Source organism: Sphingomicrobium aestuariivivum (genome assembly GCF_024721585.1).
Classification (GTDB): Bacteria; Pseudomonadota; Alphaproteobacteria; order Sphingomonadales; family Sphingomonadaceae; genus Sphingomicrobium; species Sphingomicrobium aestuariivivum.
In genome coordinates this window covers 1,015,210-1,037,988 of the sequence record NZ_CP102629.1, presented here as the reverse complement: position 1 = coordinate 1,037,988, position 22,779 = coordinate 1,015,210, and the positions used below count along the sequence as shown (strand labels likewise).

The 22,779-nt window shown below is 64.9% G+C and carries 18 protein-coding genes; 10 read left to right on the top strand and 8 right to left on the bottom strand.

All coding sequences use genetic code 11. The features are described from left to right. Positions 1–183: 183 nt before the first annotated feature. The 6 genes from NUW81_RS05455 to rplQ all read left to right on the top strand — a co-directional run bounded on the left by NUW81_RS05455 (position 184) and on the right by rplQ (position 6,539). A complete protein-coding gene (locus NUW81_RS05455; protein ID WP_245111238.1) occupies positions 184–1,071 on the top strand; it encodes a hypothetical protein in 888 nt (295 codons plus the stop codon). 77 nt (positions 1,072–1,148) lie between these two features. Then, positions 1,149–2,540 (top strand): DNA cytosine methyltransferase, encoded by a 1,392-nt coding sequence (locus NUW81_RS05450; RefSeq protein WP_245111236.1) that lies wholly within the window; start codon positions 1,149–1,151, stop codon positions 2,538–2,540. Between the two features lie 14 nt (positions 2,541–2,554). Further along, positions 2,555–2,977, top strand: coding sequence for a very short patch repair endonuclease (locus tag NUW81_RS05445; protein ID WP_245111234.1), 423 nt, complete (start codon positions 2,555–2,557; stop codon positions 2,975–2,977). Between the two features lie 317 nt (positions 2,978–3,294). Beyond that, positions 3,295–5,067 carry a DEAD/DEAH box helicase gene (locus NUW81_RS05440; RefSeq protein ID WP_245111232.1) on the top strand — a complete coding sequence of 591 codons (1,773 nt, stop codon included), beginning with the start codon at positions 3,295–3,297 and terminating at the stop codon, positions 5,065–5,067. Between the two features lie 293 nt (positions 5,068–5,360). After that, positions 5,361–5,960: a hypothetical protein gene (locus NUW81_RS05435; RefSeq protein ID WP_245111229.1), complete on the top strand. Its 600-nt coding sequence runs from the start codon at positions 5,361–5,363 to the stop codon at positions 5,958–5,960. A gap of 162 nt (positions 5,961–6,122) precedes the next feature. Beyond that, entirely contained in the window at positions 6,123–6,539 is a 417-nt protein-coding gene (gene rplQ, locus NUW81_RS05430) for a 50S ribosomal protein L17 (RefSeq protein WP_245111227.1), read from the top strand. A gap of 157 nt (positions 6,540–6,696) precedes the next feature. Here the strand turns inward: rplQ and NUW81_RS05425 are convergent, their stop codons facing one another. Further along, positions 6,697–7,497, bottom strand: coding sequence for a helix-turn-helix transcriptional regulator (locus NUW81_RS05425; protein ID WP_245111225.1), 801 nt, complete (start codon positions 7,495–7,497; stop codon positions 6,697–6,699). A gap of 233 nt (positions 7,498–7,730) precedes the next feature. Between NUW81_RS05425 and NUW81_RS12020 the strand changes: the two genes are divergently transcribed. After that, on the top strand, positions 7,731–14,546 hold the full coding sequence (locus NUW81_RS12020; RefSeq protein WP_280638871.1) for a hypothetical protein: 6,816 nt from the start codon (positions 7,731–7,733) through the stop codon (positions 14,544–14,546). 109 nt (positions 14,547–14,655) lie between these two features. After that, complete coding sequence (locus NUW81_RS05405) at positions 14,656–16,842, top strand: prolyl oligopeptidase family serine peptidase (RefSeq protein WP_245111222.1); 2,187 nt, start codon at positions 14,656–14,658, stop codon at positions 16,840–16,842. 203 nt (positions 16,843–17,045) lie between these two features. Here the strand turns inward: NUW81_RS05405 and NUW81_RS05400 are convergent, their stop codons facing one another. Further along, a complete protein-coding gene (locus NUW81_RS05400) occupies positions 17,046–17,498 on the bottom strand; it encodes a hypothetical protein (RefSeq protein ID WP_245111220.1) in 453 nt (150 codons plus the stop codon). A gap of 187 nt (positions 17,499–17,685) precedes the next feature. On the opposite strand from NUW81_RS05400, the gene NUW81_RS05395 reads away from it, so the two are divergent. Beyond that, positions 17,686–18,399 (top strand): helix-turn-helix transcriptional regulator, encoded by a 714-nt coding sequence (locus NUW81_RS05395; RefSeq protein ID WP_245111218.1) that lies wholly within the window; start codon positions 17,686–17,688, stop codon positions 18,397–18,399. On the opposite strand, the gene NUW81_RS05390 is transcribed toward NUW81_RS05395, so the two are convergent. The 6 genes from NUW81_RS05390 to NUW81_RS05365 are packed head-to-tail and all read right to left on the bottom strand — an operon-like array spanning position 18,396 to position 21,832. Next, positions 18,396–18,569, bottom strand: a complete 174-nt coding sequence (locus NUW81_RS05390; RefSeq protein WP_245111216.1) for a hypothetical protein — start codon at positions 18,567–18,569, stop codon at positions 18,396–18,398. The two genes, NUW81_RS05395 and NUW81_RS05390, sit on opposite strands and share 4 nt — an antisense overlap. Then, the gene (locus NUW81_RS05385) at positions 18,559–18,981 is read right to left on the bottom strand and encodes a DUF805 domain-containing protein (RefSeq protein WP_245111214.1); all 423 of its coding nucleotides are present in this window, start codon (positions 18,979–18,981) and stop codon (positions 18,559–18,561) included. The genes NUW81_RS05390 and NUW81_RS05385 overlap by 11 nt, the downstream gene beginning before the upstream one ends. 27 nt (positions 18,982–19,008) lie before the next feature. Continuing rightward, positions 19,009–19,992 carry a L,D-transpeptidase family protein gene (locus tag NUW81_RS05380; protein ID WP_245111212.1) on the bottom strand — a complete coding sequence of 328 codons (984 nt, stop codon included), beginning with the start codon at positions 19,990–19,992 and terminating at the stop codon, positions 19,009–19,011. Next, positions 19,989–20,312, bottom strand: a complete 324-nt coding sequence (locus NUW81_RS05375) for an SCO4225 family membrane protein (protein WP_245111210.1) — start codon at positions 20,310–20,312, stop codon at positions 19,989–19,991. Before NUW81_RS05375 ends, NUW81_RS05380 begins: the two co-directional genes overlap by 4 nt. Beyond that, the gene (locus NUW81_RS05370; protein ID WP_245111207.1) at positions 20,309–21,025 is read right to left on the bottom strand and encodes a hypothetical protein; all 717 of its coding nucleotides are present in this window, start codon (positions 21,023–21,025) and stop codon (positions 20,309–20,311) included. Before NUW81_RS05370 ends, NUW81_RS05375 begins: the two co-directional genes overlap by 4 nt. 12 nt (positions 21,026–21,037) lie before the next feature. Further along, a complete protein-coding gene (locus NUW81_RS05365; RefSeq protein WP_245111205.1) occupies positions 21,038–21,832 on the bottom strand; it encodes a hypothetical protein in 795 nt (264 codons plus the stop codon). A 322-nt stretch (positions 21,833–22,154) separates the two neighbouring features. Here NUW81_RS05365 and NUW81_RS05360 point away from each other — a divergent pair, with 322 nt between their 5' ends. Continuing rightward, positions 22,155–22,760 (top strand): hypothetical protein, encoded by a 606-nt coding sequence (locus NUW81_RS05360; protein ID WP_245111202.1) that lies wholly within the window; start codon positions 22,155–22,157, stop codon positions 22,758–22,760. The last annotated feature ends 19 nt before the right edge of the window (positions 22,761–22,779 follow it).

The window sequence follows — 22,779 nt, the reverse complement described above, 5'->3', positions numbered from 1 at the left end:
GCGAAAGCGGACTAAATCGACGGGGTCAGGCTGCCCTGACCCTTGCCGTTGAGGATTGGCAAATGGTGCCCGAGAACAACATGGAAGACAGAGCAGGGAGATCACTTGGATAGGCGCAAGCCCAAAAGGCTTTCAATTCGCCTCATAGCGCGCAATCAATAGCTCCGATTTATGGGGGGCTTAATGCAACAATCTGTAGAGGCGTATCGTGAAGAGTCTTTGCGTCGGGTGTTCTCGATGCCGGTTTTCGAGAAAGGCTGGCCGATTTGGCGAGCTGAGATCGCCAGATTGACGAACGATCTTCAAGATGAGGAGGCGATCTATAAGCTTGGGGGCAACCTTCGCGATATCTTCCGGAAGACTGCTAAAAAGAAGGAAGATAAAAATAAAGGTCGGGATCAAAATGTTTTGGCGAGTGGAGGCGCAGCTTGGGAAGGTCTGGTATGCTGGTACCTAAATCTAGTCCTAACTCACACGTCGGCAGTTGTAGGTAAGCACAGCAAGTCTCTTATTCCGAAGCCAGTGTTGGACGCAATATCGATCAATTATAACAATAGGCCAACTAACAGTGAGTCTGACCTTATTGGCCTGACCTTCCCGTCCGATATGGATTCAGCTGTCCAAGGATTCGACCATCGCGCGATTTCAGATTTCGTTGGAAGAAATATGGGCAAGACTTCTGTGCACATTATCCAATGCAAGACATCTTGGAATGATAGCGCCCAAAACCCTATGTTGTGGGATCTAGTCTATCGCGCAAAAGGGTTTCACGCTCAAGGAATCTCCATTGGGAATGATGCCCGCGATATCGACGATTTGAAGAGGTTCACTTATAGTTTCGTCGCTCTACCGAGCCAAAATAAGCCCTTCAAGGCGGACGGTATGCCGGTTCGACGTGTTGCGGCGCTATCGGGTAAGAATTTTTGGGGCATGCCATCCCAAGAGTGCGTAGCGTGGAGCGTGGGAGAGATGTTCAAGCTGGTGTTTGGCAGCGCTGTCATCGGTGACGTCCGTGAACACATCCGGCACTTGATCGAACGTAGAGCTATCAGTCTAGATCCCATTAAATGATCTATAGCGGACAGAGATCACCTGGTTTTTGTTCGCCTTTTGTGCTTGGTTGAATCGAGGCGCAAAAGGGGGCTTAGATGTTGCACGACGAATCCGACATTCTGATCGCAGACGATGGGCAAACTTTTGAGAAGGAATGGGCTCCCGTGCAACGCCCAATGATTGACCTATTCGCCGGATGTGGCGGCCTCTCATTGGGATTTGAGCAGGCAGGTTTCACGCCGATCCTCGTCAACGAACTGAATAATGACGCGCGCGATACATATCTCGCGAACCGTGAGCACCGGATTGGTGGTGAGAAATTTCACCAGTTGAAACAGCTGCACTCGGCAGACGTCGCTGAGTTGGACACGGCTCGACTGAATCAGGTCGAGGATTTCCTAAATGCCGCTGGTGAGGCAATTAAATTCGGTGACGACGGAAACGTTGACGTGTTGGCCGGTGGCCCGCCGTGCCAAGGCTATAGCGGGATTGGCCACCGCCGTTCCTACGCGGTGGATAAGGCAGAAATCCCTTCGAACCGGCTTTACGAGAAAATGGCCGGAGTCATCGAGCATGTCCGTCCTCGCCTGTTCCTGTTTGAGAATGTGAAGGGGCTTCTCTCGTCGCGATGGACGAAAGATGGGCGCAAGGGCGAAATTTGGGATGATGTCTATGGTCGCTTCAAGAAACTTGGAGAGGCCCATGGTTATGCCGTTCGGTGGAAGCTCGTGTACGCGAAAGACTACGGTGTTCCCCAAAACCGCCCGCGAGTCCTGATTGCCGGTATACGGAACGATATCCTCGATAGGGTCGGGGACCTGATCGACCTGTCAAAGCATGAAGAAGACGCGGTGCTCTGTGGATTGCTCCCGGGGCCGACGCAAAGCGCTCCCGACCTTGAAGACATTTTTGGCGACCTGATCGACGAAACCGTGCCAGCTCGGCTTGCAAATCGAGACTTTGTGGGCGGGTTCGCTACAGGCGCGTATCCGAGACAAGCCAAGACCGCGTGGCAGAGATATTTCCGCCCAGGAGCGCTGGCTCGCGAGTTGCACCCTGTCACTGAGCATGAGTACAGCAAGCATTCTGAGAAGGTGGTGGCGAAATTCCAGGCCATGCTGGATGGCGACGGGTCGGTGCCTGAAGAGTATAAGACCAAGAAGTTCGCGCAACGTCGCCTTCGCCGACGTTGGGGAAACCAAGGGCCGACGATTACGGCGTGTTCGTTGCCCGATGATTACGTGCACTTTGAACAGCCCCGATCACTGACGGTTCGAGAGTGGGCAAGATTGCAGACCTTCCCGGACACCTATGTGTTTAAGGGGAAACGAACTACGGGTGGGCTTCGGCGTGCTGGCAATCCCAAGGAGGGCATCTTTGAACGGGAGGTGCCTAAATATACGCAGATCGGAAATGCGGTGCCGGTGAAGTTAGCCGAGGCTGTCGCGAAGCATTTCGACACTATCTTGAACAAGGCGGGATACTAGCACGTTCGAAGCCCATGGCTGATTTTGTTTCTCGCGAGAAGCGGGCGAACATCATGCGGGGTTCGAAGGCAAAAGATACGCGTCCCGAATTGGCGGTACGTCGCCTCCTTCACGGTATGGGATATAGGTTTCGCCTTCACCGAAAAGACTTGCCCGGAAAACCCGACATTGCGTTTGTGGGGCGCAAGAAGGCCGTATTTGTGCACGGGTGCTTCTGGCACCAACACCTTGACCCCAAATGCCCAATCTCGCGCAAGCCGTCGTCAAACACGGAATTCTGGGATCAGAAATTCGCAACAAACCGGGCGCGAGATGAGCGACATGAGGCTGCACTGAAAGATTTGGGTTGGGACGTCCTGACCATCTGGGAATGCGAAATCCAGCAAGCCAAACTGGGGGAGCGATTAGCTGCCTTCATAGGCCCGACCCGACATTGAGGGTCACGCTGCGACGAGCGCTGAAGGCAGCAAAGCGCTTTTCCTCGACTACGCTCTGTCGACGGGGGTTTGGGGGCGGGGCCCCCAAGCTGGCTCGCGCGGCAGCGCTTGCGGAGCAATATCGTGCGATCTTTGCTGGTGAGGACGCGGGCGCGCTGGATTCAACAACTTAGCACAAGCCAAACGGGCATTTTTGCTCTATGGCGCGCGCGACCCTGCGACTGACGCGGGCCGTGCCGGCGGTTGGCCGTGGCACTTACTGACGTTGCCGTCCTCTGCGCGCCTCGCGCCATGGCCCGGCTATTTAGCGAGATTTCATGTCCTTCGATCACTTGCCCCCCGTTCTCCAGTCCGCCTTTGCCGAGAAGGGGTATGAGACGCTCACCCCCGTGCAGGCCGCCGTCAGCGACGAGGAGGCGCGCGGGCGCGATCTCATCGTCTCGGCGCAGACGGGGTCGGGCAAGACGGTGGCGTTCGGCATCGCGCTGGCGGACGAACTCTTGGGCGCGATCGGGGATGTGCCGCTGGTCGACAAGCCGCTGGCGCTGATCATCGCGCCGACGCGTGAGCTGGCGCTGCAGGTGAGCCGCGAGCTCGAGTGGCTCTATGCCAAGGCGGGGATGCGGATCGCGACCTGTGTCGGCGGGATGGATGCCTCGAAAGAACGGCGCAATTTGCGGACGGGGCCGGCGGTGGTCGTCGGCACGCCGGGACGGCTGCGCGATCATCTGGAGCGCGGGGCGCTCGACCTGTCGGGGCTGGTGGGCGTGGTGCTCGACGAGGCCGACGAGATGCTCGACATGGGCTTTCGCGAGGATCTGGAAGAGATCCTCGACGCGACGCCCGAGGGGCGGCGGACGCTGCTTTTCTCGGCGACCATGCCGCGGCCGATCGTGCGGCTGGCCGAGCGCTACCAGCAGGACGCGCTGCGGCTGACGCTCGCCGGGGATACGCGCGGGCATGGCGACATCGCCTATGAGGCGATCAGCGTGGCGCCGTCGGACATCGAGAATGCGGTGGTGAACCTCTTGCGCTATCACGAGGCGGAGACGGCGATCTGTTTCTGCGCGACGCGCGACAATGTGCGGCGGCTCCATGCCACGCTCCAGAACCGCGGCTTCGACGTGGTGGCGCTGTCGGGCGAACATTCGCAGTCGGAGCGCAACCAGGCGCTGCAGGCGTTGCGTGACGGGCGCGCGCGGGTGTGCGTGGCGACCGATGTCGCGGCGCGCGGCATCGACCTTCCGAACCTGACCCTCGTCGTCCATGTCGAGGTGCCGCGCGATGCCGAGACGCTGCAGCACCGCTCGGGCCGGACGGGCCGCGCGGGCAAGAAGGGGACGGCGGCGATCATCGTGCCCTATAACCGCAGGCGGCGGGTCGAGGGCATGCTGCGCGGGGCCAAGATCGAGGCCGAGTGGATGGACGCGCCGAGCCCCGAACAGATCCGCGCGATGGATCGTGATCGCCTGCTCGAGAAGATCAGCGCGCCGGTGGATCCGGAAGAAGAGGAGCTGGGGCTGGCGGCCGAGCTCATCGACAGGATGACGCCGGTCGAGCTGGCGACCGCGCTCATCCAGGCGCATCGTTCCAAGATGCCGCAGCCCGAGGAGCTCATTCCCAACACGCCCGAGGCGCGCGAGCGGGTGAAGGCCGATGCGCATCGCCCGGGGTTCGAGGACACGGTGTGGTTCCGCATGGGGGTGGGGCGCCGCCAGAATGCGGGGCCGCGCTGGATCCTGCCGCTCATCTGCCGCCGCGGGCATATCACGCGCAACGAGATCGGCGCGATCCGCATCGGCCAGCACGAGACCTTCTTCCAGGTGCCGCGAGCGGTGGCACCCAAGGTCGAGGATGCGCTGGCGCGCACCGCGGGCGGCGATGACGAGCAGGACGCGATCCCGATCCACTTTTCGCCCGAAGGTCCGCGCGAGATGGCGCGGCAGAACAAGAAGCAGGGCGGGCCGAAGTTCGCGGTGAAGCCGGCGCGGGGCGGGGCGGGCGATGGCCCGCGTGGACCCAAGCCGTTCAAGCCCAAGTTCAAGGGCAAGCCCCAATCCAAACCCAAGCCGCATCGCGGCAAGCGCTAGGCGCCCTGTCCTACAGCTATCCAGATAGGTTACCACTTTCCGAAAGGAGAGTGACCTATGGGAAAATGGAGTTGTCAGGGGCGTGCCCCTGGCGAGGACTTGCGCGGCAGCGCTGGCGGGGCAGGCTGGCCGTGGCGCTAGGGGCTTTCGACCAGTGGTCGCCGCCGTTCCTGACGGCGCTGGCGCGGTGCGGCAATGTGCGGGCCTCGGCGAAGGTCGCGGGGATCTGCGTTCAGACGGCCTACAAGGCGCGACGCCGGAAGCCGGCGTTCGATGCGGCTTGGACAGGAGCCTTGGCGCGGTTTCGCAGCGAGAGCGGCGGCGCGGCGCGTGGCGGCGAGGTGCCGGTGCCGGTAGGCGAAGTGGTGGTGACGCCGACGGGGGCGCGGCGGGCGGCGAGCGGGCGCTGGTCGCAGGCGCGGCGGGCACGGTTTCTCGAGGAGCTGGCGGCGACGGGCAATGTGGGACTGGCGGCGGCGGCGTGCGGACTGTCAACCAATGCGCTCTATCGGCGGCGGCATCTCGATGCCCCGTTTGCGCGCGACTGGGACGGGGCGCTGGGGTTGGCGATGGAGCGGCTGCCGCACCTCTTGATGGAGGCGGCGCAGGCGCAGTTCGATCCCGAAGCGGTGGCATTGCGCGAGGGCTTTCCCAAGGTGTCGACGCGCGAGGCGCTGGAGATTGCCAAGATGTTCGAGGGGCGGGCGCGGGCGAAGGCGGAGGCTGGCGCCGCCGCGCCCGATGCGGCGCGGGTGGCGGCGGCGCGCTCGGCGGTGCTCGAGCGGCTCGAGCGATTGCAGGCGGAATTGCGCGAGGAGAAGCTGGCGGCGGGCTGGTCCGAGGTGGACGGGCAGCTGGTGCCGCCGGGGTGGACGAGGTCGCCACCAGAGTAGCGACTTGCTTGACTCTGGCGGCGAATTGTTGTCTTGGGCGCGGGCAAGACCGGCGAAGGTGATTTCGTCGGCTTTTTCAATGGGAACGGCCGGTCCCCACCATCAAGCATCGGCCAGGCTGCGGTTACCTCATACGGACCGCATACGAACGGAGAAAGCACCATGCGCCATCGCGTTGGCCATCGTAAACTCAACCGCACCACCTCGCACCGCATCGCGCTCCTGCGCAACATGGCGGCGGCGCTGATCAAGCACGAGCAGATCAAGACCACCCTTCCCAAGGCGAAGGAACTGCGTCCCTATGTCGAGAAGCTCGTCACGCTTGCCAAGAAGGGTGGCCTGTCGAACCGTCGCCTCGCGCACTCGAAGCTGATGGACGATGCGCAGCTGCAGAAGCTGTTCGACGTCCTCGCCGAGCGCTATGCCGACCGTAACGGCGGTTACACCCGCGTCATCAAGGCCGGCATCCGCAAGTCGGACGCCGCGCAGATGGCGGTGATCGAATTCGTCGACCGCGACACCTCGGCCAAGGGCCAGGACAGCGGGCCGGTCGAAATGGAAGAAGACGCCGAAGCCTAAGCTTCGCGACGCTTCCTGGTCGAACAAGAGACGGGCCGTTCCCTTCGGGGAGCGGCCCGTTTTTTGTTGCGGGCCGTCTCCCTTGAAACGGGCGTCATCGAATTTCGGGATGCCATGGGCCCCAGCCTTCGCTGGGGCGACGGGTTGGTGTTGGGGTCTAGCGGACGATGCCGTAGCGGAAGGCCTTGGCGACGGCTTCGGCCAGCGTGGCGGCGTCCAGTTTGTGACGCAAATTGGCAAGGTGCATATCGACGGTCGAGAGCGAGAGCTTGCAGCGTTCGGCGATCTGGCCGCGCTGGAGGCCGGCGGCGAGGAGCTTGACCATCTCGGTCTCGCGCGGGGTGAGGTCGTAGGTGAAATTGTCCTGCCGCGCGTCCATGACATGGCCGACCTTGTCCATGAGGGCATGGGCGGCCACGCGGGCCTGTTCGAAGTGGCGGTGGGCCTGCTGGCCGCCGGCGTGGTCCGAGCCGGCGAAAACGAAGCCGTAATAGCGCGCCGCGCCGTCGGCGCCGCGTAAATGCTGGCGCTGGCCGATATAGGCGCGGCCTTCCTCGATGCCCGCGTCGCAGCAGCGCAGGTGTACGCGGCGGGTGTCGGCGATATGGTCGCCCCAGTGCAGCGCGGCCTCGCGCCCGATCCGGAAATTGTCGGTGGGGCGTGCTGCCGACAGGCCGCCGGCGCGCATCATGACATAATCGTCGCGCTCCATATGCTCGCCCGCGAACTCCTCCATGAAGCCGTCGGACAGGCGGGTGCCGGCGAAATTGACCGGTTCGACATGGCCGCCGATGGTCTCGAAGATGCCGAAATTGCAATGCTCGATGCCGAGCGCATGGAGAAAGTCGTAGAAGATGGTGCTCGCCCGCTCGAAGCGCTGCGCGGGATCGAGCCGCTCTTCGTCGAGCCGCGCCAGGCGGTCGAAATAGTCCAAGAGGTGGCGCGATGCGTAAGCCACTGTGCATGTCCCCCGTCGTGAACGCTCCCCCGAGGGTGGAGGCTGGAAAAGCCGCCTTGCCCTGTCAAGCGCGTTAACCCGCTACGTCCATGCCCGGAGAGCCCGCTTTTTGGCAGGAGAGTCCCGAAACAGGCCGCCGAGCCCGACCTGCAACTTCTCATAGGTTAAACATCTAGCAGTTAAGCATTAGTGAATCGAGTCGATGTGAGAATTGCGATCGGGGGAGACCGGACATGGCCGAATGGAAGCGCTGGGACGAGGAAGTGGATGTCAATTCGGGCAGCGTCCATGCCCAATCGCCCAAGGTCGTGGCGCTTCCCGATGGCGGCTATATCCTGTTCTGGATCCAGGGCGGCTGGGGTTCCGAGCAGGTCCTCGCCCAATGGTTCGACAGCGCGCATGACCCGCTCGGCGACCCGCTGGTCCTGACCAGCGGCAGCGGCGGCCATGGCTCGATCGACGTCGACGTGCGCGACGACGGCAGCTTCGTCCTGAGCTGGGGCGGGGCGGGCGCGGACGGCGCCTATGACATCTATGTCCAGCAGTTCGCCAGCGACGGGACCGCGACGAGCGCGGTCGTGCGCGCCAACCAATATGTCGACGGCCAGCAGGACTATTCGCACATCGTCGCCCTCGATGGCGGCGGCTTCGCCGTGATGTACTTTTCCAGCCAGGGCGACCAGACTGCGGCGGGCCTGCGCATGTTCGACGCCAATGGCGCGCCGGTCGGGGGCGAGCAACTGTTCCTCGAGGGGGCGACCGACAGGCTCTATGTCGAGGACCTGCAGGCGGCGGAGAATGGCGGCTTCGACGCGGTGATCGTGACGCAGGTCGACGGCAGCAGCCTCGGCTATGTGCTGACCATCTTCCACTTCGATGCCAATGGCACCAAGACCGGCGAGACCGAGGTCTATTCCACGCCGACCTTCAGTGCGCGCATCGGGCGCCCGGGCCTGGTCGAACTGGCCGACGGAACGCACGTCGTCTACTGGACGATGGATGCCCCCTCGGGCGGCAAGATGATCGTCGCCCGTCACTATGACAGCGACTGGAACGCGCTCAGCACCCCGGTGCGCCTCGACGGCCCCGAGGCGCCTTCGGGGTTCAACAGCGATGCCCAGCTGGTGGCGCTCGACAATGGAAATTTCGTCATCGCCTACGAAACCGCGAGCCGCGACATCGCGGTGCGCGAGGTGGGGATGGAAAATGGCGCGTTCGCACTCGGCGAGATCACGCTGGTGGGCTCGGACCAGGTCAATGACAGCGAGGTCGATATCGCCCTGACGGGCGGAGGCGATCTCGTCACCATCTATGCGAGCGACAGCGAGGTCCACGCGCAGGTGCTGACCCTGAATACGCTCAATCCCATCACCGGGACCGAGGGCAATGACTTCGGGCTGGTCGGGACCGAGGAGGGAGACCTCGTCGAGGGCCTCGGCGGGGCCGATTTCATCCGCAGCCTCGGGGGCGACGATGTCGTGGATGCGGGCGCGGGCGACGACTATGTCCGCGGCGGCACGGGCGATGATGTGATGGAGGGCGGCGACGGCGTCGACCGCGTCGGCTTCTACAACAATCCGGTGGGGGTCACGGTCGATCTCGCCATCGTTGGGGTGGCGCAGGACACCGGCATGGGGCTCGACACGCTGTCGGGCTTCGAGAACCTGTCGGGCACGCCCCATGCCGACATGCTCTACGGCGATAATGCCGACAATGTGATCCTGACCTCGGGTGGCGACGATGTCGTCGACGGGCGCGGCGGCGATGACCTCATCATGCTCGGCAGCGGCGCGGTGACCGCCGAGGGCGGGGTGCATGTCGAGGGCGACACGCTGTCCTTCTTCTATGCCATGAACCCGGGCGGCGGTTGGGTCGTCGCGCCGGTGGTCTATTCGCTGGCGACCGACCAGGGGATCGAGGTCGCCTATGCCAACGGGTCGGTGGTGGCGACGGGCTTCGAGCACCTGTCGGGCTCGATCGGCGATGACATGCTGACCGGCGATGGCGGTGCCAACGAACTGGCGGGCGATCTTGGCAACGACCATCTGTTCGGCGGCGAGGGCGGCGACACGCTCTATGGCGATGCGCGGATCGCGATGATCAGCGACACCGGCCTGTCGGGCGCGCGCGGCCTCTACTGGAACGAGAATGGCGACGTGATCGCGGGGCAGGTCGCGGGCAATGACTGGCTCTACGGCGAGGGGGGCGAGGACACGCTCTTCGGCGGCGACGGCGATGATCACCTGTTCGGCGGCACCGAGAATGACGCCCTGTACGGCGGTGCGGGCGACGACACCTTCATCGCCTGGGGCGAGCATGGCGAAGGCGCCGACTATATGGACGGCGGCGATGGCACCGACACGGTCGACTATTCGGGCGCCAGCGAGGGCGTGCAGATCCGCGGCTATGACGGCAACACCATGGCGGGCGCGGCAGCGGGCGATACGCTGGTCAGCATCGAGAATATCATCGCCACCGACCATGACGATATCCTGTGGGCGCCCTTCTGGCCGGTGGAGGACAATGTCTTCAAGGGCGGTGCCGGCAATGACAGCATGAACGGCTTCGGCGGCAATGACAGCTTCTATGGCGAGGAGGGCTATGACTTCGTCGCGCTGGGCTGGGGCGACGATCTTTATGACGGGGGCGCGGGCAACGACCTCGTCTCCTATGTCTGGGACAGCAATGACGGGCAGGCAGGGATCGTCATCGATCTTCGCAAGCAGTGGCAGGACCCGGATGCGTGGCGCGGCACCGACCAGCTCATCGATGTCGAGGGCGTGCAGGGCAGCCGCTATGCCGACGTGATCGACGGCGATGACGGTGACAACTTCCTGTGGGGTGGCACCAGCTGGGGCGAAGGGCTCAACCATGACGTGATCCGCGGCCATGGCGGCGATGACTTCATCAGTTTCGGCATCGGCAATGCCGAGGTGGACGGCGGCGCCGACAATGACACGCTGCGCGCCGACGACTGGGATCTGGCCGGCGGGGTGACGATCGACCTGTCGGTCAAGGGCGTGGCGCAGGACTGGGGGCATGGCACGCTGGTCCAGGCCGGCTTCGAGAATGTCGCGGGCAGTGATTTCGACGATGTGCTCACCGGCGATGACGGGGCCAACATCCTCTACGGCGGCGCGGGCGTGGACGAGCTGCATGGCGGCGGCGACAATGACACGCTGTGGGGCGACAGCGATTATGGCCTGGTGGTGGTCGACAGCGACGATGCGCTGGTGGCGCAGCGCCGTGACCCGTCGGGCGAGTTTGGCGACTTTCTCTATGGCGGCGCGGGCGATGACACGCTCCATGGCGAAGGCGGCGACGATTTCCTCGAAGGTGGCGAAGGCGCCGACCATCTCGATGGCGGCGAGGGCAATGACACGGCCAGCTGGGCCGATGCCAGCGAGGGCGTCAACGTCTTCCTCTACGATGGCACCACCTCGCGCGGCGCGGCGGGCGATACCCTGTCGAGCATCGAGAATCTCGTCGGCTCGGACCATGTCGACCTGTTGCGCGGAGACTGGGAAGCCAATGTCATCCATGCCGGCGGTTCGACCGACTACATCTCCTCGCTCGGCGGTGATGACAGCGTCTACGGCGAGGGCGGGATGGACTTCATCTACGCCTGGGGCGGGGACGACCTCTATCATGGCGGGGACGATTTCGACTTCATCGTCTACGCCGACTATTATTTTTACAACCCCGAGGGTGACGGGGCCAATGTCGATCTGGGCAAGGCGGTGCAGGATGCGCATGTGCAGTTCGGCACCGACCGTCTCGAGAGCATCGAAGGGGTGTTCGGCACGCCGTTCGAAGATGTCATCATCGGCTCGGACGGGGCCAATTACCTGTTCGGCTATTATGCCAATGGCTCGAGCCGCAACAACGACCATATCGAGGCGGGGGATGGCAATGACATCGTCTGGCTCGGCGAGGGCAATCATTATGCCGACGGCGGGATCGGCGAAGACGTGCTCGAACTGTTCGATTCAAGCCAGAACAGCCATGTCGAGGGCAAGGGTTTCACCTTCAGCCTGGCCCGGCAGGGCGAGGTCCAGGACAGCGGGCGCGGGCTCATCGAGGCGGTAGGCTTCGAGCATCTCTCGGGCAGCGGCGAGGATGACAGGCTCACCGGCGACGACGGGCAGAACATCATCGCCGGTTTCCGCGGCAATGACGTGATCGACGGCGGGGAGGAGAATGACATCCTCTATGGCGACCGCGTCTCGCGCATGGGCGAGGATGGCGTGTGGGTGTTCGAACTCGACGCAGCCGATCCGAGCCTGAGCTATGACGACGTGCTGATCGGCGGCGCCGGCGATGACGAGCTTTATGGCGAGCATGGCAATGACACGCTCATCGGCGGGGCGGGCGGCGATTATCTCGACGGCGGCGACGGCGTGGATACGGTCGACTATTCGGGCGAGGCGTCGGCGGTCATCATCCGCGAACTGTGGGGCCAGTTCGACGGTGCTGCGGCGGGCGACTGGCATGTCGGCATCGAGAATATCATCGGCACCGCCTTCGACGACCAAATCTGGGGCAATCTCGAGGATAACGAGATCTGGGGCGGCGATGGCAATGACAGTCTCTATGGTGGCTGGGGTGGCAATGACATCATCCACGGCGAGGCCGGCAACGACTGGATCGGCGCCAGCGAGGGTGATGACCAGTTCCACGGCGGCGACGGCTTCGACCTCGTCGAATATCGCTGGCTGACCTGGTCGGGCGAGGGCGTCGAGATCGACCTGTCGCTGACCGAACAGGTCGCCAATGGCGCCCATGGCACCGACGTGCTGAGCGGGATCGAGGGGGTCTGGGCGACCGAGTTCGAGGATCGCCTCCTCGGCACTGGGGGCAACGAGCTGCTGATCGGCGGCGAGGCCAACCATTCGGGCCAGGCAATGGGACGCAACAGTGACTATATCGATGCCGGCGGCGGCGATGACATGGTCTGGCTGGGCGAAGGCGATCACGAGGCGCATGGCGGCACGGGCGTCGACTTCCTCGAGCTGCGCGACCAGTCGCAGAACACGAATGACGGGCTCGGCTTCGAGTTCAGCCTCGCCGAGCAGGGCACGGTACAGGATACCGGGCGCGGCACGGTGCTCGCGACCGGGTTCGAGAACCTGGCTGGGGGGATCGGCAATGACCTGCTGACCGGCGACGGCGAGGCCAATGTCATCCTCGGCAACATGGGCGACGACACCATATATGGTGGTGGCGGCCACGACACCATTTACGGCGACAATACGGTGTGGATGGACGAGAACGGCTTCGTCTTGACCCTGTGGGATGCCGTGGACGGGGCGAGCTATAACGACGTGCTCTATGGCGGCGATGGCGATGACACCATCTATGGCGAGCGCGGCAATGACGAGATTCATACAGGCGACGGCAAGGATTACGCCTATGGCGGGGAGGGCGACGACACCTTCTACGCGGGGACCGGAGAGGACCGGCTGTTCGGCGAGGACGGCGACGATACCTTCTACGGCAACGCCGGCCAGCTCGCGGTGCGCGCCTATGGCGGCGACGGCAACGACACCTTCCACGGCACTGACGGCGACGACCTGTTCTTCGGGCAGAATGACAATGACGTGCTGAACGGTGGCGGCGGCAAGGACTATCTCGCCGGCCAGGCGGGCGACGACGAGGTCTATGGCGGCGCGGGCAACGACCTCGTGCGCGGCGACCAGGGCAGCGATGTGCTCGACGGCGGCAGCGAGGCCGACGGGACGGGCGGCTTCGACACGCTCGCCTATCATTTCGACTGGGCCGACATGGTCATCGATCTGGAGGCCGGCACCGCCACCAGCAGCCGCGGCGAGACCGACCTCATCGCCAATTTCGAGGATGTGTGGGGCTCGAACGGCAATGACCAGATTTCGGGTGACGGCGGGTCGAACTGGTTCATCGGCTTTGGCGGCGACGACGTGATCGACGGGCGCGGTGGCGACGACCTCATCGAGGTCGGCACCGAACGGCGCGACTTCGGCAATGACGGCACGCTCGACAACGGCCATCTCACCGTCATCGGCGGGGCCGACAATGACACGCTTTCCTTCCGCCAGTTCAACGGCGTGAGCTTCAGCCTCGCGGTTCTGGGCGCGCAGCTCGTCGGCACCGGATCGGTCGCCGCGAGCGAGGTCGAGAACCTGTCGGGCTCGATCGGCAATGACGTGCTGACGGGCGACATGTTCGCCAATGTGCTGGCGGGCGATGGCGGCGACGACGTGATCCATGGCGGCGCGGGCGCGGACGTGATCCACGGCGACGGCGCCATCTATGTCGAACGCAGCTTCAACGTGCGCTTCAGCGAGATCACGCTTTACGAGGACGCCGCCGACATCCCGAGCAACAATGAATTCCCGGGCGCGCCGGGCGAGAGCCTTGCCGGTAACGACGAGCTGCATGGCGGGACCGGCGACGACTTGATCTTCGGCGGCGCGGGCGAGGACCAGCTGTTCGGCGACGGCGACATGGACGAGCTGCACGGCGGTGCGGGCAACGACATGCTCCACGGCGGCAGCGAGGCCGACCAGCTGTTCGGCGAGGGCGGCGATGACCAGCTGTTCGGCGATGGCGGCGCGGATTTCCTCGACGGTGGCACGGGCGATGATGAACTGACCGGGGGCGAGGGCGCCGATACTTTCTTCATCGGCCCCGACAGCGGCGACGATATCATCCTCGATTTCGAGGCGGGCACGGACGAGATCGCCTTCGATGCCAGCCTCGGGGTGGTCAACATGGGCGACATCCTCATCGAGGATGGCGCGCTCGGCGCGGTGATCAGCTGGGGCACCGGCGACAGCCTCACCATCGCGGGTGTCGATGCCGCCGATGTGGGGGGCAACTATTTCGGCTTCGAGGTGCAATTGCCGCCCAATGCGCCGCCCGATGCGGGGCCGCCCGAGGCGCCCGGTGGCGGCAATGGCGGCGGCCGGCCGGGGGCGGCGACCTTCGATGCCGATCCGATCATGGCGCTCGATGCCGGCACCGAGATGGACATGATGATCCTCGACGGCGGCGGGCTCATGAACGGCTAGGGTCTCCCCGCGGCCTCCCGCAGTGCTCGCAGGGGAGGCCCAGCCCTAGACAAGGGGGCGCTGACGGGCCATCCCGTCAGCGCCCTTTTTCGTTACGGAGACCGACGCGATGCGTTTTGCCGCACTCACTCTTGCCCTTCTCGCCACCACCGCCTGCGCGACGACCGCGCCCGAGGACACGCCCATGACCATCGCCGCCGCCGACCGCGCGCCCGTCTATCCCGAGACCAAGACGGTCGATGCGGTCGACACCATCGGCTCGCTGGTGGTCGCCGACCCCTATCGCTGGCTCGAGAATGACGTGCGCGAGGATGAAGAGGTCGCGGCCTGGGTCGAGGCGCAGAACGAGGTGACCAACGCCTATCTCGACACGCTGCCGGGGCGCAAATGGTTCGCCCAGCGCATGACCGAGCTTTACGATTACGAGCGCATCGGCGTGCCGACGCGGAAAGAAGGGACCTATTTCTATTCGAAGAATGACGGGCTCCAGCCGCAGTCGGTGCTCTATGTGCGCGACGGCCTTGGCGGCACCGAGCGGGTGCTGATCGATCCCAACCAGTGGTCGGAAGACGGCGCCACCGCGCTCGCCAGTTACGTTGCCAGCGAAGACGGCTCGAAGCTGGCCTATATGGTGCAGGACGGCGGCTCGGACTGGATGACCATCAAGGTGCTCGATGTCGCCACCGGCGAGGTGATGGCCGACACCATCGAATGGGTGAAATTCTCCGGCCTCGACTGGGCGAAGGACGGCTCGGGCTTCTATTACAGCCGCTTCCCCGCGAGCGAGGAGGGCGGCAAGTTCACCGGCCTCAACACCGACCAGGCGGTCTATTTCCATGAGGTCGGCACGCCGCAGAGCGAGGACGAGCTCATTTTCGCCACGCCTGACAATCCCGACTACAACAATACCGCGCAGCTGTCGGATGACGGGCGCTACCTGTTCCTCTCCTCCTCGACCGGAACCGACGGCTGGCAGACCAGCGTGATCGACCTCGAGAACCGCGAGGCGGGGGTCACGGTGATCGAGCCCGGCACCGATTACGAGACCTATTATTTCGGCTCGGACGAGGAAGGGCGGATGTATTTCCGTACCAACCGCGATGCGCCGCGCGGCGGGGTATTCCGCATCTCGATGGATAATCCGCAGGCGCGCGAATGGGTGCTGCCCGAGGATGCGATGGGCAAGCTTGACGGCGTGAGCCTCGTCGGCGGGCATCTCGTCGCCGACTATCTGGTCGACGTGAAGTCGGAAGCGCGCGTCTATGACGTGGACGGCACGCTGGTGCGCAAGGTCGACCTGCCGGGCATCGGCTCGGCGGGTGGTTTTGGCGGCGATTTCGACAACGCCGAGACCTTCTACAGCTTCTCCAGCTTCGGCATGCCGGGGACGGTCTATCGCTATGACGTAGGCACCGGCGAGAGCACGGTCTGGGCGGCGCCGCAGGTCGAGTTCGACCCTGCCGACTATGTCACCGAGCAGGTCTTCTACACCTCGAAGGACGGCACCCGCGTGCCGATGTTCGTCACGAAGAAGAAGGGTGTCGAGGGCCCCGTGCCGACGCTGCTCTACGGCTATGGCGGGTTCAACATCTCCGTGACGCCGGGCTTCAACCCCGTGCGCCTCGCCTGGCTCGATGCGGGCGGCGCCTATGCGGTGGCGAACATCCGCGGCGGCGGCGAATATGGCAAGGCGTGGCACGATGCCGGCCGCCGCTTCAAAAAGCAGAACGTCTTCGACGATTTCGCGGCGGCGGGCGAATGGCTCAAGGCCAATGGCGTGACCACCGCGGACGGGCTGGCAATCGAGGGGCGCTCGAACGGCGGGCTGCTCGTCGGTGCGTCGATCAACCAGCGGCCCGACCTGTTCGATGCGGGCCATGCCGCGGTCGGCGTGATGGACATGCTGCGCTTCGACCGCTTCACCGCGGGGCGCTACTGGGTCGATGACTACAACCATCCGCAAGAAGAGCGCGATGCGCGCTACAACCTGACCTTCTCGCCCTATCACAATGTCGAGGCCGAGACCGATTATCCGGCGGTGATCATCACCACGGCGGATACCGACGATCGCGTGGTGCCGGGGCACAGCTTCAAGCTGGCCGCCGCGCTGCAGGAGAAGGCGGGCGAGGGCGATGACCCGCTGATCATCCGCATCGAGACGCGTGCCGGTCACGGCGCGGGCAAGCCGACCGACAAGATCATCGAGGAAGCGAGCGACGTCGCGGCGTTCCTCGCGTGGCACACGGGCCTCAAGACCCCGCGCGATGCCAGCCTCGACATGATGGGCGGCCAGTAAGGCCAGCCATCGGCGATGAAGAAGAGGGGCGGGTGCCGGTGGCGCCCGCCCCTTTTTCGTGGGTGATCCGCCGAGCGGTCATGCGGTGCCGGGCCGCTCGCATCCGGCCCGGCACCGCTCCCCTCCAACATGGTCCCGATACGTGGGGTATCCGGGACCGTCCCCCCGGTTTGCCGGAGGGGATCTCCTCGCGTCGCGTCTCGTCAGAGAATGTTGGCGGGGATGGCGATGTGGCCCGCGACGAGGGCGCGACCGCGGGTCGTCAGCTCCCAGCGCAGGCAATTGAGTTCGCGGCCGGGCAAATGCTCGACCCCGGCAAGGCCGCGGTCCTGGAGCGATTCCAGCGAGAGCTCGACCTCGGCGGCGCGGCGGCCGAGCGTGTCGACGATGGCGGCGGGCGAACAGGAGAAGTCGCGCAGCGAGGCCGCGTAGAGGAGGAGGAGCGCGTCCCATTCGGCGGGCTTGAGGCCGGCAGGCGTGCCGACGTCGCGCCGGATACGCGCATGGAAATAGCTGCGGGCGCGGGCGAGCCAGTAGATGCGGGCAAGGTCGGCGGGGCGGGCCTCGGCCTCGCCCTTCGCCTCGGAGATGCAGAACAGGCGGATGGCCGCGCGCCGGAACAGGCAGGCGGCAACCGCACCCTCCTTGGTCACCATGGGGGGCTCCTTCGGGCAGTAAGGCGCCGCCGGGAAAAGGGGGAGAAACCCGGCGGCGCGACACAGTGATGTGCTGATGTGGATCATTGTGCCGTTTTGCCGCTTTGCCCGACAGTCGCTAAGGTGGGGGACAAGAGGGTCCGGTAGCCGACACAAGGGCCCCGGGCCGGACCGGAGGAGGTGCGCGATGGAGCGGATCCTTGCCGCGATGCAGCGGACGCAGACGGTGAGCGAAGTGCTCGACCTGCTCGGACAGGCGGCCAGGAAATTCGGTGCGGCACGGCACAGCTATCATTTCACGCCGGCCTTCGAACGGCAGACCTCGGCCAAGACCATCGTGGCCGCCGAAGGCTTCGGGCCCGAATGGATCTCGCTCTACGAGAACGAGCATTTCCGGCAGTGTGACCCCATCCCCGACTATGTGATGCACGAGGGGCATATCGTGACGTGGGAGCATAGCCTCGAGGCGCAGCACCTCACCCCCGATGCGATCGATTTCGCCAAGGCGCTGACGAGCCATGGGCTGGTGTGCGGGGTGGGGGTGCCGCTCTACGGTCCCGACAACCGCCATGCCTATCTCGCTTTCGGGTTCGACCAGCCGCTGACCGATGCCGATGACGGGCGGCTCGCCATCCTCGCGGCGATCGGCCAGAAGGCGCATACGCGCATCTGTGCGCTGACGAGGCAGGATGCCGAGGGGCGGCTGGCGCTGTCCCCGCGCGAGCGCGAGGTGCTGACCTGGGTCGGGCGGGGCAAGTCGAACAATGATATCGCCACGATCATCGGGGTGAGCCCCGAGACGGTGAAGACGCATATCCAGCGCATCTTCGGCAAATTGGATGTGAGCGACCGTGTCGGGGCGACGGTGAAGGCGCTGAAGCTGGCGGAGATCCGGCTCTAGGCCATCCAGAAAAGGTTGAGGCCGAGCATCACGAAAAAGACGGCGAAGAAGAGCTGCCAGCTCCACTTGCCCTTTTCCACCCAGCCCGATTTCTGGGCGATGATGACCGTGAGGAAGATGAGCAGCGCGGCAACGGCGGCATGGCCGATCGCATTGGGATCAAGGTTCATGGGTGGGGCCTCCTGTCGCGGTTGAAGCGAATTGGCCGGTAGGAATGAAGGCCAGGACGAGCGCGATGAGGAAGCCGACGCCCGTTGCCAGGAAGAGGATGAAGAGGAAGCCGACGATGAGGCCGCTTGTCCCGGTGTCGCGGGCGCGTTTGACGACGAGGTTCAGTTGCGCGAGCCCGATCAGCAGCATCGAGCCGAGGAAGCCGAGGAAGGCAGCGAGACCGATGCCCTTGCGCTCGATGTCGGAGAAGTCGTCGGGCCAGTCGCCATAGATCGACTGCAGCCCGCCCGCGGCGAATCCCATCAACAGGACGACCGCGAAAATGGCGAGGATGGTGAACGCGAAGCCCATCACATAGGGCTTGCGCTTCACTCGGCCATCGGACCAGTCGCCCCAGAGAAAACGCAACATGTTCGATCCTTTCTTGCTGATGGCGCCCTAGTCGTGGGCCGCGGCGACGACGAGTTCGGCGCCGGTCGTATGCGGTTCGATCGGTTCGGGCGTGACGAGGATGTGGCTGCCGTGATGGAGCGCGCCGCGCAGCGCATCGAGGAACTGGCCCGGCATGCGCAGCCGCGAGAGGATCGCGGCATCGACCGCATGTTCGCCCGCGTCATGGCCGGGCAGCGGCAGGAGCGAATAGTGAAACTTGCCCGCCTCGTCGGTGGTGAGGGTGGCGAGGAAGGTGCCGCTCGACGCGCCATCCCAGTCGACCGTCGAACGCCCGATCTCCACCCCGTTCCTGATGACGACCATCTGCTTGTCGCCGGTCGACAGGACGATGGAGACGGGGCCCTCGGGCGAGCGGGTCGGGTTCCACTGGAACTGGCGGTCCTCGAGCGGGCGGTGGAGGGCTGCGACGCCCTCGACGCTGACCGGGGTGAGGACGCCGGCGGCGGGAATGGTGACGGGAGCGCCCGCCTTGCCCTGCACCACGATGGTGCCGCCCATGGTGGTGGTGCCGAACAGTTCCTCGGCAAAGGCATAGGGCAGGTGCACGCAGCCGTGGCTCTCGGGATAGCCGGGCAGGCCGCCGGCATGGAGCGCGACGCCGCCCCAGGTGAGCCGCTGCTGGAAGAACATCGGGGCGTTATTGTAGGTCGAGGAGTGGTGCCACTTGTCCTTCTGGAGGATCTTGAAGACGCCGGTGGGGGTCTCGTAGCCGGGCTTGCCCGAGCTGATGGTGGAGACGCCGATGCGGATACCGTTGCGGTAGATGTCGGCGAGCTGGCGCGACAGGTCGACATAGACGACGACGGGACCCTCGGGGGCGATGTCGGGCGCCCAGACCCATTCGCCGGGTTCGAGCTGCGCGGCGGCGGCGGCCAGTTCGACGGGGCTGGTGACCTTGGCCCCCTGCAGGGCGTGGGCGGGCGCGGCGAGCAGGCAGGCGGCGGCAAAGCCGCAGGTGATCATTTTCATGCAGTCGGTCCTTGTCGCGAGGTGCGCGAGATGCGCCACAGGATGAAGGTGTTCAGCGCGATGCCCGCGGCGCAGACGAGGAAGCTCGGCCACGGGCCGGCATCGCCGACCAGCATCAGGAGGAGGCTCCACGGCAGGGCGAGGAGCAGGGCGAAGATGCCCGACAGGGGGTCGGGCTCGACGCCGGCCCAGCCCTCGACGCTGGCGGGGATGGCGAAGAGCGCGAGGGCGCCGAGAACGACATAGGCGATGGTGATGACGCGCAGGAGGCGCTTGAGGCCGCGGTTGGCGCGGTCGGGCGGGGCAGGCGCCGCGCTCATCCGCCGACGATCAGCGCATCGGGGACGATATAGGTCTCGGGGCCGTAGCGGATGGTGTTCTCAGCGCGCGCATCGTTGCGGGTGACATCGAAGTCCCAGCCCGCCGAGCCGTCGGCTTGCGCGCTGTCGGCGCCATAAGGGGTGGTGTCGCGAAAGAAGATGGCGCGCTTGCGACCGTCGGGTTTCTCCACTTCGAGGAGGTGGGTGCCGTCATCGCCCCAGCGGCGCTTGATGCCTGCCGGGCAGTTGCCGGTGGGCGGGGCGCTTTCGAAGCCGCAGGCGACCTGCGCGGTGGCGTTGTAGCCGGTCTCGGGATCGGCGGGGTCGGGCATTTCCTCGACGGTGGGCACCGGGCCGCCTTCGCCCAATCCGGCATTGGCATCGCCGGTCGGGATGGAGACGAGGCGGACGCCATCGACATTGCCGACGACCTCGCCGCCGAGCGCGTCGGCGGTGGCCTGCGTCGGGCAGCCGACGAGAATGGCGCTGTCGTCGAGATAGTCGGACGTAGCCGCACTCTCGCCGAGGCGGAGGCAGGGGTCGCCCGCATTGGGGTAGCCGTTGCCGAAGGGCGCGAGGTCATCGCCGATGGCGCTATACTCCTCGGCGCTCGTTTCGGGCTGGCTGTCGGTGTCGGCCATGTCGGCCTCCTCGCTGGCAGCGCAGGCGAGGAGGGCGAGGGCGAGCGGCGTGGTGAGCAGGACGTTTTTCATGAACGGTTGCTCCTAGCGGCAGCGCGGATGGCGACCGATGTCACGGATGTCATAGATGCGCCCGTCGGCGATGGTCGCCTGCACGCACTGGTTCGAGCCCTCGCGCCACCAGATGGCATAGCGGGTGTTGCCGCTGGTGAAATTGTCGACCTGGCGGAAGCCGCGGCGCTCGAGATTGTCGAGGTCGCGGGCGCGGCGCCCTTGCAGGTCGTTGTAGACGGCGGTGCGCTCGTAGCCGCCGCGGTTCTTGTGGTGGCTGGTGTGGCGATCGCGCTGGCGGATGCCGGCCTGGTAGCCGCTCGTATAGGCGCGGCTGCTGTCGTAATTGTGATAGGGGCGGTGGTGCGTACCGTCGGCAAAGCCGCGCTCGTAATGCGCCTCGTCATTGACGTCATTATAGTGGTTGCCGTCGTCGTGATGGTGCTTCTTGTGACCGCTGCCGGCGATCAGCGCGCCGAGGATGGCAACGCCTGCGGCGACCCCGATGGCGGCGGCGGCATCGCTGTTGCCGTCCTTGCGATTGCAGTCGGAGCGGCTGGCATCGGTGATCTGCGCATAGCGGCCGTCACGGGTGACGATGTGGACGCAATTGTCGTCGCGGTCGTGCCACCAATAGGTGTGGGACGCGTAATTGTCCTTGTGGCCGGTAATGTAGGTGAAGCCGCGGCGTTCGAGTTCGCCTTCGGCCTGTCCGCCGCGGGCGCCGACGAGGTCGGAGAGATCGCGCGCGGGATAGGCGGCGAGCGGTGCGGCAAGGAGCGCGGCGCCCGCGGTCGCGGCGATGATATTGCTGATGGTCTTCGGCATTGGTCGTCCCCAAGATTGGCGTGGCGGTCGGTACTCCCTCATCGAGTGGTCCGGACGTCGCGCCCCTGCGGCAGGGCGGTGCGCGAGTCGTTTCCATTAACTGGTGGCAATATTGCGCATTAGCTTTGACGGGTAAAGGCGGAGGGGGGGGGCGCTGCACGCTCGCAGGGCACGGGAAATGGCGGAATTGCGAAGCTGAACCTCGCAATACGGCGCCGTTCAGGCTGGGCCCATCGGCAAGATGGTAAACAGGGGGCAAGATCGGCGGAGAAAGCCTTTTTGCGCGTCGATCCATCTGTATCGACGAGTAAGGAGAACACCCATGGCCAACAGGCTGAAGATGATCGGGATGGCCGGCGCGATGGCCGCCAGTGCCGCCTTCGCCGCGACCCCCGCGCAGGCGCAATATTATCCGAACGGCGGCGACAATACGGTCCGCGTGCTCGGCACCATCTTGAACGGCGTGCTCAATGGCGGGCGCACCTATGGCTACGGGCAGTATCCGGGCGGCAATTACGGCTACCAGAATTACGGGGGCGAGCGCGCGGCGGTGGATCGCTGTGCCCGCGCCGTCGAGAGCCGTCTCGACCGCAGCTACGATCGCAACCGCCGCTATGACCGCTACAACCGCTATGATCCCTACGGCTATGGCAATGGCTACCAGGCCTATAATCACGGGGCCCGCGTGACCGGCATCACCAACGTGCGCCGCGACCGTCGCGGCAACCTCAAGGTCTATGGCCTTGCCAGCCGCGGTTATGCCAATTCGGGCTATGGCCAGCAGGCCGTGTCGGACCTCAAGTGGAAATGCGAGATCGACCGTTATGGCCGCGTGCGCGATACCGATGTCGATCGCCGCTCGAGCCGCGAGATCGCGCGCGATTACCAGCGCTACAATCCCTACCAGCGTGGTGGCTATCGCTACTAGGCGCTGACAGGGTGATGAA